This window comes from Alphaproteobacteria bacterium (genome assembly GCA_040905865.1).
Classification (GTDB): domain Bacteria; phylum Pseudomonadota; class Alphaproteobacteria; order UBA8366.
In genome coordinates, this window is the sequence record JBBDQU010000069.1 from 67,449 (window position 1) to 79,944 (window position 12,496).

13 protein-coding genes are annotated in these 12,496 nt (G+C 61.5%); 4 read left to right on the forward strand and 9 right to left on the reverse strand.

Going from position 1 to position 12,496, the window contains the following annotated elements:
• Window positions 1-28 precede the first annotated feature (28 nt).
• Window positions 29-937 (forward strand): D-2-hydroxyacid dehydrogenase family protein, encoded by a 909-nt coding sequence (locus WD767_15300; protein MEX2617458.1) that lies wholly within the window; start codon window positions 29-31, stop codon window positions 935-937.
• A 91-nt stretch (window positions 938-1,028) separates the two neighbouring features.
• Here WD767_15300 and WD767_15305 read toward each other — a convergent pair whose 3' ends face one another.
• A complete protein-coding gene (locus WD767_15305) occupies window positions 1,029-1,541 on the reverse strand; it encodes an acyloxyacyl hydrolase (protein MEX2617459.1) in 513 nt (170 codons plus the stop codon).
• A 77-nt stretch (window positions 1,542-1,618) separates the two neighbouring features.
• Window positions 1,619-2,575, reverse strand: coding sequence for a prolyl aminopeptidase (pip, locus tag WD767_15310; GenBank protein MEX2617460.1), 957 nt, complete (start codon window positions 2,573-2,575; stop codon window positions 1,619-1,621).
• Window positions 2,576-2,662: 87 nt separating this feature from the next.
• Here pip and WD767_15315 point away from each other — a divergent pair, with 87 nt between their 5' ends.
• Both WD767_15315 and WD767_15320 read left to right on the forward strand, forming a co-directional pair.
• On the forward strand, window positions 2,663-3,433 hold the full coding sequence (locus WD767_15315; protein MEX2617461.1) for a thermonuclease family protein: 771 nt from the start codon (window positions 2,663-2,665) through the stop codon (window positions 3,431-3,433).
• A gap of 116 nt (window positions 3,434-3,549) precedes the next feature.
• Window positions 3,550-5,019 (forward strand): M48 family metalloprotease, encoded by a 1,470-nt coding sequence (locus tag WD767_15320; GenBank protein MEX2617462.1) that lies wholly within the window; start codon window positions 3,550-3,552, stop codon window positions 5,017-5,019.
• 57 nt (window positions 5,020-5,076) lie between these two features.
• On the opposite strand, the gene WD767_15325 is transcribed toward WD767_15320, so the two are convergent.
• From WD767_15325 to WD767_15345, 5 genes are all read right to left on the reverse strand, one after another.
• Window positions 5,077-5,961 (reverse strand): RNA polymerase factor sigma-32, encoded by an 885-nt coding sequence (locus tag WD767_15325; GenBank protein MEX2617463.1) that lies wholly within the window; start codon window positions 5,959-5,961, stop codon window positions 5,077-5,079.
• Between the two features lie 231 nt (window positions 5,962-6,192).
• Window positions 6,193-6,969 carry a hypothetical protein gene (locus WD767_15330; GenBank protein ID MEX2617464.1) on the reverse strand — a complete coding sequence of 259 codons (777 nt, stop codon included), beginning with the start codon at window positions 6,967-6,969 and terminating at the stop codon, window positions 6,193-6,195.
• A 72-nt stretch (window positions 6,970-7,041) separates the two neighbouring features.
• Window positions 7,042-7,542 (reverse strand): CarD family transcriptional regulator, encoded by a 501-nt coding sequence (locus WD767_15335; GenBank protein MEX2617465.1) that lies wholly within the window; start codon window positions 7,540-7,542, stop codon window positions 7,042-7,044.
• A 269-nt stretch (window positions 7,543-7,811) separates the two neighbouring features.
• Window positions 7,812-8,147, reverse strand: coding sequence for a ferredoxin FdxA (fdxA, locus tag WD767_15340; protein MEX2617466.1), 336 nt, complete (start codon window positions 8,145-8,147; stop codon window positions 7,812-7,814).
• 70 nt (window positions 8,148-8,217) lie between these two features.
• Window positions 8,218-8,682 (reverse strand): TerB family tellurite resistance protein, encoded by a 465-nt coding sequence (locus WD767_15345; GenBank protein ID MEX2617467.1) that lies wholly within the window; start codon window positions 8,680-8,682, stop codon window positions 8,218-8,220.
• Between the two features lie 145 nt (window positions 8,683-8,827).
• Here WD767_15345 and WD767_15350 point away from each other — a divergent pair, with 145 nt between their 5' ends.
• The gene (locus WD767_15350; protein ID MEX2617468.1) at window positions 8,828-9,433 is read left to right on the forward strand and encodes a DUF938 domain-containing protein; all 606 of its coding nucleotides are present in this window, start codon (window positions 8,828-8,830) and stop codon (window positions 9,431-9,433) included.
• A 4-nt stretch (window positions 9,434-9,437) separates the two neighbouring features.
• On the opposite strand, the gene WD767_15355 is transcribed toward WD767_15350, so the two are convergent.
• Together WD767_15355 and WD767_15360 are read right to left on the reverse strand one after the other, a co-directional pair.
• Window positions 9,438-9,833: an RNA-binding S4 domain-containing protein gene (locus WD767_15355; protein ID MEX2617469.1), complete on the reverse strand. Its 396-nt coding sequence runs from the start codon at window positions 9,831-9,833 to the stop codon at window positions 9,438-9,440.
• Window positions 9,830-12,319 (reverse strand): helicase-related protein, encoded by a 2,490-nt coding sequence (locus tag WD767_15360; protein MEX2617470.1) that lies wholly within the window; start codon window positions 12,317-12,319, stop codon window positions 9,830-9,832. Before WD767_15360 ends, WD767_15355 begins: the two co-directional genes overlap by 4 nt.
• Between the last annotated feature and the right edge of the window lie 177 nt (window positions 12,320-12,496).

Below are 12,496 nucleotides of genomic sequence, written 5' to 3' on the forward strand. Positions count from 1 at the left end.
TTAACGGACCTTTCCCCGACCCGCACAAGTGAAAGCAGCAAGACGGGGGAACGTCGACAGGCGAAAGGCGCAGGACGTGGAGCCGCTTGCCGAACGCCTGTCGGATACCGAAGCGCTGGTGCTGATCCGCGAACGGACCAAAATCCGCAAGCCCCTGCTGGAACGCCTGCCGAAGCTGCGACTCATCAGCCAGCGCAGTGTGTTTCCGCATATCGATATCGGCGCCTGCACGGCGCGCGGCGTGATCGTGTGTTCGAACATGCATGCCGACACGCCGTCCTACGCCACCGCGGAACTGACCTGGGGGCTGGTCCTGGCGGCGATGCGGCAGATTCCGCGGCAGATGGCGTCGTTGCGCGCGGGCAACTGGCAGGTCGGCGTGGGCCATTCAGTCCGCCACAAGACGCTCGGCATCTACGGCTATGGCCGCATCGGCAAGACCGTCGCTGAATACGGCGCAGCCTTCGGCATGAATGTGCTGGTCTGGGCGCGCGCCGAGGCTCAGGCCCGGGCGAAGGCGGATGGCTATGCGACGGCCGACAGCAAGGAGGCGTTTTTCGAGGCATGCGACGTCCTTTCCCTGCACATGCGGCTGGTCGACGCAACGCGCGGCATCGTCACCCGCGCCGACCTGGCGCGCATGAAACCGTCAGCCCTGATCGTCAATACCAGCCGCGCCGGACTGATCGAACCGGATGCCCTTGTCGATGCGCTTCGCGCGGGCCGGCCAGGCATGGCGGCCGTCGACGTGTTCGAGGAGGAACCGGTCCGCAACAGCGACCATCCGCTCTTTGCCCTTCCGAACGTCGTTTGTACGCCGCATATCGGCTATGTTTCGCATGAAGAATACGAACTGCAGTTCGCCGACATTTTCGATCAGATACTGGCATTCGAAAGCGGCGCGCCGATCAATGTCGTGAATCCGGAAGCTTTATAGCACATCAGGTTCATATGGCTGGTGGATCGCCACAGGCGATTCAAGCAAACCATGATCTGATCCAGGCCATCCGCGGCAGGGGGCGTAACAGTCAGTCCGCGAAAACGTTGTTCAGCGGCAGGGACAGGGTCAGGGTCAGCGTTTCGGTGCCCGGGTTCTTGTCGGATATCCCCGCATTCGAGATATGGTGGAACGCCACTCCAAGACGGGCCCGGTTATCGAACCTGTACGCGAGCTCCACACCGGACCGGAATTCGATTATCGAACCAAGATCCTTGCCGTCGCCGTCCGAATAAAGGCCCACGGCGACGTTGGGCGTAAACACGATCCTGTTGCCGAAATAGATATCCAGCAGGAAACCGCCATATCCATACAACGCCGCGTCCGTCGTCGCCATGACGCCGGCAAAGGGCTTCACGTACCAGTCATCCCAGTTCGACCGGATTTCCAGATTGAACTGTCCCGCGAGTTCATCATCGTTCACATCATACCCGCCGCCGTGAAATGTCACGAAAGCCGGGTCGTCATCCGCGAATGCCGCGCCGCCGCTTCCCAGCAACAGCATTGCGCCCAGTGCTGGAGCAAGTATTCCGATTCGTGTCATTTTCACCCCGGTCCCCGTTTGACGCCGGTGACTATTACGAAGGTAGTGTCCGGTTGCAAGGATGAATTGAATGCCGGTCAGCCGGAAATCCGGTACTTGAACCGTTCCGTCGCCTGGACGAGCGCCGTGCGGATACCCGGTTCCATCGCCGAATGGCCGGCATCCGGTATGACGACATAGTTCGCTTCCGGCCATGCCGCCGCAAGCAATGCGGCCGATGCGGTCGGGCAGACCATGTCATACCGTCCCTGCACGATAACGCCGGGCACACCCTTGAGCCTGTGGGCCTTCTCCAGCAGCGCACGTTCTTCGAGGAAACAGTCATTGATAAAATAATGCGCTTCGATGCGCGCCAGACCCAGCGCCTTGGTCAGATCGCCGATCGGCGCCGATGCTTCCGGATTCGGCAGCAGGGTGGAGCAGGCGCTTTCATACCGGCTCCACGCAGCACCCGCCGGCAGGTGGATATCCGGATCCGGCGACGTCAGCCGGCGATAATAGTTTCCCAGCAGGTCGGCGCGCTCGGCTTCGGGCAAAAATTCGGTAAAGGCGTTCCAGGCTTCCGGAAATATCCGGCCCATTCCTTGCAGAAACCAGGAAATCTCGTCGCGGCGGCACAGGAAAATGCCCCGCAATATCAGTCCGAGGCTGCGCTCGGGATGCTTTTCCGCATAGGCCAGCGCCAGACTCGACCCCCACGACCCGCCGAAGATCAGCCATTTGTCGATACCGCGAAAACGGCGCAGCACCTCTACATCATCGACCAGCTTGGGCGTGGTATTTTCTGTCAGCTCTCCGGCGGGGCGGGATCGACCGGCCCCGCGCTGGTCGAAAATAACGATACGGTAGTGCTGCGGATCGAAAAACCGGCGGTGAGCCGGCATCGCGCCCGCGCCCGGACCGCCATGGAGAAACAGCACCGGGACCCCGTCCGGATTTCCCGATTCCTCCCAGTAAAGTTCATGTGGCGCATCGACGGCGAGATAGCCCTGCGCATAAGGCTCTATCTCCGGAAAGAGATCCTTCCGGTTCATAACGCATTACTCCCGCCGATTTGGCACTTGTACTAAGCTGATATCGGAGATAGTGCAAATTAACCCGGCGCGCCACGGAAAATCGACATGCCCCGCATCGCAGCAGCACTGTTCCTGGCCCTGGTCCTCGCTCTTCCCCTGTCGGCCGCCGCGCTGGAGCGCGACGGGTCGGGACGCGTGGTCGAAGTTGTCGACGGCGACACCCTGATCCTGGAAGACGGCCGTGAAGTGCGGCTGGTCGGTATCCAGGCGCCGAAGCTGCCGCTCGGCAGACCGAATTTCCAGGCCTGGCCGCTCGCCGACGACGCCAGGACCGCGCTGGAGACGCTGGCGCAGGACAAGGTCGTGTACCTGTCCTATGGCGGCCGGCGCGTGGACCGATACAGGCGGCAGCTGGCGCATCTGCATGATTTGGAGGGCGTCTGGATACAGGCCGAACTGCTGCGCCTCGGCATGGCGCGGGTTTACAGCTTCGCCGATAACCGCGCGGCCGTAGGCGAACTGTTGGCCTTCGAACAGGAAGCGCGCGGGGCCCGGCGCGGAATCTGGCGGCACCCTTTCTATTACGTGCGGGACGCGGCGGATCTTGCGGGCGCCATCGACGGCTTCCACGTCGTCGAAGGAACGGTTCGGGCAGTGGCAACCGTCCGGCAATGGACCTATCTCAACTTTGGCGACGACTGGCGCACCGATTTTACGGTCTCGATAGGCGCAAAGGGCCGGCGGCTGTTTCCGGAAGCGGCACTGACCCCTGGCAAACTCGAAGGTCGGCGCATACGTGTCCGGGGCTGGCTACAGTCGCGAAACGGCCCCATGATCGAAGCGACCCATCCCGAACAGATAGAATTTATCGATTGAGACGGGAACATCGATTGAGACGGGAACAAAGACAGGTGATACCCTGTTTAAACCTGTGACGGGGCCACTTTTTATAAAGTTGAACCAGGCAGGCAGATAGCTGGAGACATCGCGGCATGACACTTTCCAGGCGCCACTTTTGCGGCCTCGCGGCCTGTACCGGCCTAACGCTGGGGCTGGGCGGTTGCACGGTCAATCCGGCAACTGGCAAGCAGGACCTGCTGCTTACCGGCGCGGAGGACGAAAAACGGCTGGGCATGCAGGAACATCCAAAGATCCTGCAGCAGTTTGGCGGGGTCTATGACGACCCGGCCGCGGGCGGCTATGTCGCCGCCATTGGCGGGCGGCTCGCCGCCGCCTCGGAAACACCTGATCTTGGCTTTACCTTTACCCTGCTCAACAGCCCGATCGTCAATGCCTTCGCTTTGCCGGGCGGGTTCGTCTACATCTCGCGCGGCCTCATGACCCTGGCGGAAGACGAGGCCGAACTGGCAGGCGTGCTGGGTCACGAAATCGGCCATGTCGTTGCCCGTCATTCCGCGCAGCGCCAAAGCCGTGCCGTGCTCGCACAGCTGGGCGCCGGCCTGCTCGGCGCCATCGTCGGCGGCGAGGCATCACAGCTTGCCGGCGGCGTCGCCGGGCTCTACCTGCAAAGCTACTCCCGTGACCAGGAACTGGAAGCGGATATGCTCGGCATCCGGTATCTGCGCCGGGTCGGCTATGACGCCACTGCCATGACCAGCTTTCTGGAAAAAATGCGGGCGAACAGTCAGCTCGAAGCACGGATAGCGGGCCGGTCTCCGTCCGACGTCGATGCCTATGACATCATGGCGACTCATCCCCGGACCATTGCCCGCGTCCAGCAGGCGGCCGAACTCGCCGCGAACGGGGCGCAGGCATCGCAGATCCGGCGGCGCGACACATTTCTCGACACGATCGACGGAATGATTTTCGGTGACGGACCCGATCAGGGATTCATCCGCGGGCAACGCTTTGTCCATCCCGAATTACGATTTGAATTCACTGTGCCCGACGGGTTTATCCTGCGCAACACGCCCGAACAGGTCATAGCCAGTTCTTCAGCAGATCAGGCGCAAATCCTTTTCGACAATGCGCCCAGACCGTTTCAGGGCAGCATGAGTTCATATCTTGCCCGGGAGTGGGCATCCGGCGTTCGCCTCAATGCAGTGGAGACCCTTAACGTCAACGGTTTCGAAGCCGCGACCGGGACGGTTAGCGGGCAAATCGGCAATACGGACGCTGAATTGCGCCTGTTGGCGATACGGTTCGATTCACGCCAGATTTTCCGGTTCATTTTCCTGGCGCCGACGGCCGCGATGCGCCGTCTGACCGTGCCGCTGCAGCGGACGACCTTCAGCTTCCGGCGCATTACGCCAGCCCAGGCGGCGGCGCTGAAACCCTGGCGTCTGCAGGTCGTTCAGACCAGCGCCGGCGCCACCGCGGAGACTTTCGTCCCCCGGATGGCGTTCGACGAATATCCACGTGAACGTTTCCTGGTCCTGAACGGTCTGATGGATAGCGGGTCGCTCAACGGTCGCGACCGCGTGAAGCTGGTTGTCGAATAATCACGGCGGGCGGGCCGTCCGGTGGCTCGCAGCTGTCCTGTCTGTTCGGGGCACCCCTTACGCGTCGATCAGAAGATCCGCGGGACGTTCCACATTCCCGCTGATGCTGTCCCGCATTTTTGACAGGGCCCTGTGTTCAAGCTGCCGGACACGCTCCTTGCTGACACCCAGTTCCCGGCCGAGTTCTTCCAGCGTGGCGCCATCCTCACGCAGGCGGCGCTTGCGGATGATTTTCTGTTCCCGCGGTGAAAGAGACTTCAGCGCCTCGTTCAGCCAATGGATGCTCACATTGCGATCCCACTGGTCCGTCACGATATCTTCGGGCGTCGGGCGCGGGTCAGCCAGGAAATCCTGCCAACTGTCTTCGGATCCGTCAGCGACGACGGCGTTCAGGGAATGATCGCCGCCGCTCAGGCGGTTTTCCATGGATTCGACTTCGGCGTATTTGACGCGAAGTTCCTTTGCGATTTTTTCACGCCCCAGATCGGTCAGGCGATCCGATGGCGAATCGCCGATCCGGGCCCGCAGGCGGCGAAAGTTGAAGAACAGCGTTTTCTGGGCCGCCGTCGTGCCGGTACGGACAATTGACCAGTTCCGCAGGATGTAATCCTGAATGGCGGAGCGAATCCACCAGGAGGCATATGTCGAGAACCGCACTTCGCGTTCCGGATCGAATTTCGTCGCCGCCTGCATCAGGCCGATATTGCCTTCCTGGACGAGGTCGCCTACCGGCAGACCATAGTTGCGGAACCGCGAGGCCGTGCTGACGACGAGCCGTGTATACGCCTGAACCAGCATATGCAGCGCATCCTCATCCTTCGCGTTACGCCAGCGTGTGGCAAGTTCGAATTCCACATCGCGTTCCAGCAAGGGTTCCCGCATAGACGCACGGACATATCTTAGATTTGCCCGTTGGGTTTGCGGATCATCGATATAAGCCATGCATCTCCTTTCTCGCTACAACCAGCGATATCCAACATGGTTCCCTATCAACACAAACGAATATATCACGGGAAGGTTCGTTTTCGAAGTAAAATATGGACCAATTTGGTCTTCTTTATGATTGTTGTTTTTCAATGGCTTAAAATACATACGCCAAAATACTAGTCAGAAAATAATTAGAATGGTTCATTCTTCGGCGCGACGGTGCCGGCCGGACAGGGCCGAGGGACGTCAGGAATCCAACCGTTCGATGATTTCACCGTCGGGCGAAAGACAAACCGCCACCAGTCGGCCGCCGAAGCCGCAGCCCCCGTCAATCGTCAGCGTGTCGAGGGTTTCATAGTATCCGCCATGGTCGGGATCGTACCCGCGCACGACCCGGCGAAAGGTCTCGAATGGCCTTGTGATTTTGGAGAAACTGCGCCCGGCCCACCAGAAACTGTCCGCCTGCTTCTTCAGCGGCCGGGTGACATCGATTCCCGAACTGACGAACAACACGCCCTTTTCGTGCGACATCGCCGCCCGCTTCAGGCTGTTCATCAGCGCATCGTGCCCTGGCGCGGCTCTCGCGGCCGCGCGCAGTTCCGAGGTCCAGCTCGTCAGCGCGACCGGGCCTTCGCGCGCCCGCAGGAACCCATCCGCGGCCCTCCCGCCATAGGCGGACAACGTCGCCTCGACCCCCCTGGCAATCATCCATTCCAGGATTTCGCCCGGACGGACGGAAAACTGGAGCTGCAGCAGTTTCTGCCACATTTCTTCCTGGGCGCCGCGCAGAAAAATGACGTCGCCGGCATCCATGTAGGGCGGAATCGACAGGAACAGGCGCCGGAAGCGGAGCAGTTCGGCAACCGTTTCGAACTGCATCGGCCCGATGCCCAGATAATTTCCGAGGTAAACAAGACGGTCGCCGACGGCGATTCGGGGCATCATCGCGCGGTGCAACACTTCAAGCTTTCGCGCTTCGCCGTGAATTGCGCTGACCGCCCAGATGCGCCGGGCGTTCGGCAACGCTGGTATGTTGTTCCGCTCTACCACTCTCGTTCACAAGGAAAGGTCTGGCCTGCAGAAAGCACCAGTGCGTTATGCGGCTTTGAGCACCGTTTCGAGCTGTTCCGTTGCCGTATCCTCGTCGATATCCTCCACGGCGGCAAGTTCCCGCATCAACCGTTCGAACGCCGCCTGATAAATCTGCCGTTCACTGTAGGACTGATCGGGCTGATCATCCTTGCGATACAGGTCGCGCACGACTTCCGCGATGGAAATGGGATCCCCGGAATTGATCTTGGCTTCATATTCCTGCGCGCGGCGGCTCCACATGGTGCGCCGGACACGGCTGCGTCCCTTGAGCGTTTTCATCGCGGCCTTCATTTCGTCCTTCGACGACAGGCGGCGCAACCCGGAGGTTTCCGCCTTCGTCATCGGCACGCGCAGCACCATGCGATCCTTGTCGAAGTCGATCACAATCAGCTTGAGCTTGTCGCCGGCAATTTCCTGTTCCTCTATACCCGTCACCAAACCGACGCCATGCGTCGGATAGACGACATGGTCGCCCGCGCTGAATTTCGCTTTCTTGTCCGCCATTCCAATTTCCCGTAATTGTCCATACCGTGCACCAGTTCGACTGGTGCATCGCCACGCCGATCCCTCGCCAAACGGCGCATTGCCCGTCAAACCGGCAACACGCCGTAATATTCCAGCGATCCATCGCTTCGCGGAATCTGTCCGTTCAGGTAATGCCTGCCGTGCCCTTCTCCATACGCGACACAACACCGCGCATCGCCAGAAACATCGGCGCGCGGCACCTAACAGACAATATTATATCACAAAATTACCGGGTTTCCCAGCCTTCGTCATTCCGCGCCGGGTTCGGGGCTGAAAAATTTCGCCAGCTTGTCCGGAACATCCTTGAATTCGTCGGCATCGGCCGGGGATTCGCCCTTGCGCGTGATGTTGGGCCATTTATCCGCATATTCGCGATTCAGTTCGACCCATTTTTCGACGTCACTTTCCGTATCGGGCAGAATGGCTTCCGCCGGGCACTCCGGTTCGCATACGCCGCAATCGATACATTCATCGGGATGAATGACGAGCATATTTTCACCGACATAGAAACAATCGACGGGACACACTTCGACGCAGTCCATGTATTTGCATTTAATGCAATTTTCCGTAACGACGTAGGTCATAAGCCACCTTTCCCACTAAAATGTTACTGCGTGCGTTGTGCGCCTGTCCAATTCCCCGGCCCCGCGCCCGCTATTCCCTCAAGCGTTCGAGGGCCCGCTTGCGCGCTGCCCCACTCTCCTGATCAGTGACATACAAAAGTCCGGTGACCTGACGCAAGAGGCTTGCTTCGTAATCGTGCAGCACGCCATCCGCGTATGCCACTTCCCACAACAGTTCCAGCATCGTCACCCGTTCGGCATGGGTGAAATTATCGCGTATGGTTTTGGTGAAACCGTAAATTTCCGGGACCGTATCGACGGCGTTGCCGGCGGCTTCGACAATGTCCCGCGCCGACGGCGCATCCAGGTCGAAGCGCCGCCGCAGGATATCGCCGATCCTGTCGCGCTCGTCCTTATCGAAATCGCCATCGAGACGCGCGGCCTCAACCAGCAGCGCCGCCGCCGCGATATGCAGTTCCTCATCGGTATGCGCGCCGTCGGCGGCGCTGGCGCGGCCTTGTCGCTCGATCAGGAACATGCGGATTTTGGATAACATACCGATGGGATAGTACATCGCCGGTGTTTTGTCATCGGTGTTTCGATACTTATCATCATATTGATACATAAGGGCTTTCGAATACATATTTCGGGAAACGGGACAGCCGCATTGCCTGCCGCGGACCGCGGTCCTATAAAACGCCATGAGTGACGCCCTGCATGCCCCCGCAACACTTCGAAACCGGGAACCGATTCTCGCCGTATTACAGCGTGTCCTGCCGGATTCCGGGCTGGTACTGGAACTCAACAGCGGGTCAGGCGAGCATGCCGTTCACTTCGCCGCCGCCCTGCCCAAAATCCGGTGGCAGCCGAGCGACATCGATCCTGCCGCACGCGCCAGCATCGCGGCCCGCGCGGCGACGGCCGACCTTCCCAACCTGCTGCCGGTCTGTGATATCGATGCGACGGTAGCCATTTGGCCTGTCACACAGGCTGCCGCCGTCGTATCCATCAACATGATCCATATCGCGCCCTGGGAAGCCTGCCTTGGCCTGCTGGAGGGGGCCGCGCGTATCCTGCCCCCGGGCGATGGCGTTCTGTACCTGTACGGACCGTTCAAACGGAACAACAGCCATACCGCGCCATCCAACGCGCAGTTCGATCAGAGTCTGCGGAGCCGGAACACCCAATGGGGCATCCGGAACCTGGAAACCGTCATTGCCGAAGCGGCGGCGCGCGACTTCGAGGAACAGGAGATCGTCGAAATGCCGGCCAACAACCTGTCGGTCGTCTTCCGGAAAACGGGTTAGGACGTCAGGAGCCGCGTTGCAGCCGTTCGGTTTCCCGGCGCTGCTTCTTCGTCGGTCGGCCGGTCCCGGGATCGCGCTGCCCCATGAGCATACGATTGGCGGCATCCGGCTTCGGCTGCTGCTCTGGCGGGTTCAGATCCCTGTAAAGCGCCTGCGCTTCCGCCGCGGGGCCGCGCCGGGCGCCCAGCGCCACCACCTCGATAACCCGGGTATAGGGCCCCTTGGCAAAGGTCACGACATCGCCGGGCTGCACCGCATGGTGCGACTTCTGTACCAGCGCCCGGTTGACGCGAAACCCGCCGCCGGCGATCTGTCCCGCGGCAATGGTCCGGCTCTTGAACAGCCTTGCATGCCAGAGCCACTTGTCCAGGCGCAGCTTCTCGACGGGATCACCGGTCATCGCGCGATTGTCAGCCCCCGCAGTTTGGCAAAGGGCGAATCCGGCCTGGCAATCCGTGCCTGCCGGTCCACCTGCCGGACCCGTTTGGCGGCGCCGCGCCGTTTTTTGGCCTCGAAGACGGGGACATTGTTACCGACGGACATCTGATAGCCAAGCTCCGACAGCACCGCCGCGAAATCATCCCCCTCGCATCCCGCCAGCTTGATCAGGTCGGCATTGCCTTCAAAGGCGCCCTGCTTCGCCTGTTTGCGCAGGGCCGCCGATAGCCGCTCGACATTGTCATAGCGGATCGCCCGATTGCCGAGTACCCGAAAGCCCATATGATGCCACATTTCCACGGACAGGCCCGCCGCCGGCAGGGACAGGGCCTGATCGACACCGGACGGCACCGCGGCGCCGGCATATACCGCCGCCAGAGTGGCGCGCAGCCGCTGCGCGGGCGGCTTCAGCAGGGGCGCGAGATACAGACAATGCGCGCCGAACCGCAAACCGATCCCGGACAGTTTCTTTCGGTCTCCGGCATCCAGGCTTGTAACCTGCGCCAGCGCGTCGGAACGCGGCACCGCCCCCAGCGTTTCGGCAAGCCGGAAGGCAATCCCCCGCGCCGCCGCCCCCAGCTTTGCATTGCGGGCGGCGAAGAGCGGGAAAAGACGACGGTGCAGATAGCCGTCAAACCAGCTGTTCAGCCGCGCCAGAACGGCAATCCGGTGTTCGCGCGTCAGGAATTCATTGCGCATCAGGGTAATTTCCGGCGCCAGCGGTATCGCGCCTTTCTGCAGATAGGCTATTTCCACATCGCGCCACAGAATTCGGCCCTCGCGCGACAAGGCGAACGATGTATTCTCGTCCGCCGTCAGCAGGGCAATCCGGTCCGCGATTTCACGGGTGATCGTCGGGCGGGCGGCGGACATCAGCATGCGGGATTCAACCCGGCTCTGGTCGCCTTCACGCAGGAATCGCAAACCGGCGATCCGGCCCGTGCAGATGCCTTCGACGATCACGTCGCCGGACTTGTCTACATAGGACAGTACGGCGCCGCCGCCCTGCCGCTGTTTCGCCAGGATCGGCGCACGGCGGTCGACGAAGCGTTGCAGCAGGCGTTCATGCAGCGCGTCGGACAACCGGTCCTCGATTCGCCGCGCCTGCGCCTGCCAATGCGCCGAATCCGCCAGCCAGTCGGCGCGGTGGCTGATATAGGTCCAGGTCCGCACATGGGCGATGCGTTGCGTCAGCGTATCGATATCGCCATCCAGATTGTCCAGCCGGTCGAGATTCTGGCGAATCCAGTCCTCGGGCAGCCGCGCCTCGTTCGTCATCAGATACAGGAATACCCGACGCAGCAACCGGACATGGATATCCTCCATCACCTTGCGGAAATCGGGAATCTGGCAGACATCCCACAGCAGCCGAATCGCCGCCGGGTTGGTCGCCCGCGCGCGCACATCCGCATCCGTGACAAGCGATTTGAGGACATCGAAATCCTCCCCGTCGCGCGGACGATACAAAACCGGTACCGGCGGCGGCGCCGACAGGCTGTTGACCAGCGCCTGGGGCGAGGCGAAATCGAGATCGCGGTTGCGCCAGCACAGCCGGTCGATGGTGTCGTACTGGTGGCCCTCGATGGCGACCGCCAGTTCGTCGTCCAGGGGCGCGATATTGTTGGTGACGCCGAAGGTTCCATCGCGCTGGTAGCGGCCCGCCCGCCCCGCGATCTGGCCGATTTCGGCCGGAGTCAGCCGGCGCGGCTTTTCGCCATCGAATTTGCGCGTTCCGGCGAAGGCGACATGGTCGATCTCCATGTTCAGCCCCATGCCGATGGCGTCCGTCGCCACCATGAAGTCGACCTCGCCCGCCTGGTACATCGCGACCTGGGCGTTGCGGGTGCGGGGCGACAGCGCGCCCAGAACGACCGCGGTGCCGCCGCGGTGCCGCCGCACCAGTTCCGCAAGGCCATATACCTCGTTCAGCGAAAAGGCGACGATTGCGCTGCGCCGGGGCAGCCGGGTCAGCTTCTTCGCGCCGGCATAGGTCAGGGTGGAAAAGCGCGGCCGGGTTTCGATCTGCGCCTCGGGAATAAGGCGGCGCAGCAGGGGCGCAATGGTGTCCGAGCCCAGCAGCATGGTTTCCTCCCGCCCTCGCGCATGCAGCAGACGGTCGGTGAAAATATGCCCGCGCTCCCGGTCGGCGCAGAGCTGGATTTCGTCGATGGCCAGGAAATCGACCACCCGGTCCAGCGGCATCGATTCCACGGTGCAGACGAACCAGCGCGGCCGCGGCGGAATGATCTTTTCCTCGCCGGTGATCAGCGCCACCGTCCGCCGGCCCTTCAGGGCGACGATCCGGTCATAGTTTTCCCGCGCCAGAAGCCGTAGCGGAAACCCGATCATGCCTGTCGCATGGCCGAGCATGCGCTCTATCGCCAGATAGGTCTTGCCGGTATTGGTGGGCCCAAGTACGGCCCGCACCCGGCCCTGATTCTCAGACAACGACATGTTACGGCAAACATCGCGGGATTCTCGAACGATAGCAAGGATTAGCTTGGACCCGACCGGCGGGAAATTCCCGGCCCTTCAATTGTGTTCGCGCGCAGAATCGGCGACCATGGCCGCATTAACAGGCTGCGGAAAAACCCTTCCCAGCGTCGCGCGGTCGTGATTCAATTC

Excerpts from the sequence above, each read along its gene's own strand:
- WD767_15305 (MEX2617459.1), bottom strand. The coding sequence starts at position 1,541 with ATGACACGAATCGGAATACTTGCTCCAGCACTGGGCGCAATGCTGTTG.
- pip (MEX2617460.1), bottom strand. The coding sequence starts at position 2,575 with ATGAACCGGAAGGATCTCTTTCCGGAGATAGAGCCTTATGCGCAGGGC.
- WD767_15315 (MEX2617461.1), top strand. The coding sequence starts at position 2,663 with ATGCCCCGCATCGCAGCAGCACTGTTCCTGGCCCTGGTCCTCGCTCTT.
- WD767_15320 (MEX2617462.1), top strand. The coding sequence starts at position 3,550 with ATGACACTTTCCAGGCGCCACTTTTGCGGCCTCGCGGCCTGTACCGGC.
- WD767_15325 (MEX2617463.1), bottom strand. The coding sequence starts at position 5,961 with ATGGCTTATATCGATGATCCGCAAACCCAACGGGCAAATCTAAGATAT.
- WD767_15335 (MEX2617465.1), bottom strand. The coding sequence starts at position 7,542 with ATGGCGGACAAGAAAGCGAAATTCAGCGCGGGCGACCATGTCGTCTAT.
- fdxA (MEX2617466.1), bottom strand. The coding sequence starts at position 8,147 with ATGACCTACGTCGTTACGGAAAATTGCATTAAATGCAAATACATGGAC.
- WD767_15345 (MEX2617467.1), bottom strand. The coding sequence starts at position 8,682 with ATGTTATCCAAAATCCGCATGTTCCTGATCGAGCGACAAGGCCGCGCC.
- WD767_15350 (MEX2617468.1), top strand. The coding sequence starts at position 8,828 with ATGAGTGACGCCCTGCATGCCCCCGCAACACTTCGAAACCGGGAACCG.
- WD767_15355 (MEX2617469.1), bottom strand. The coding sequence starts at position 9,833 with ATGACCGGTGATCCCGTCGAGAAGCTGCGCCTGGACAAGTGGCTCTGG.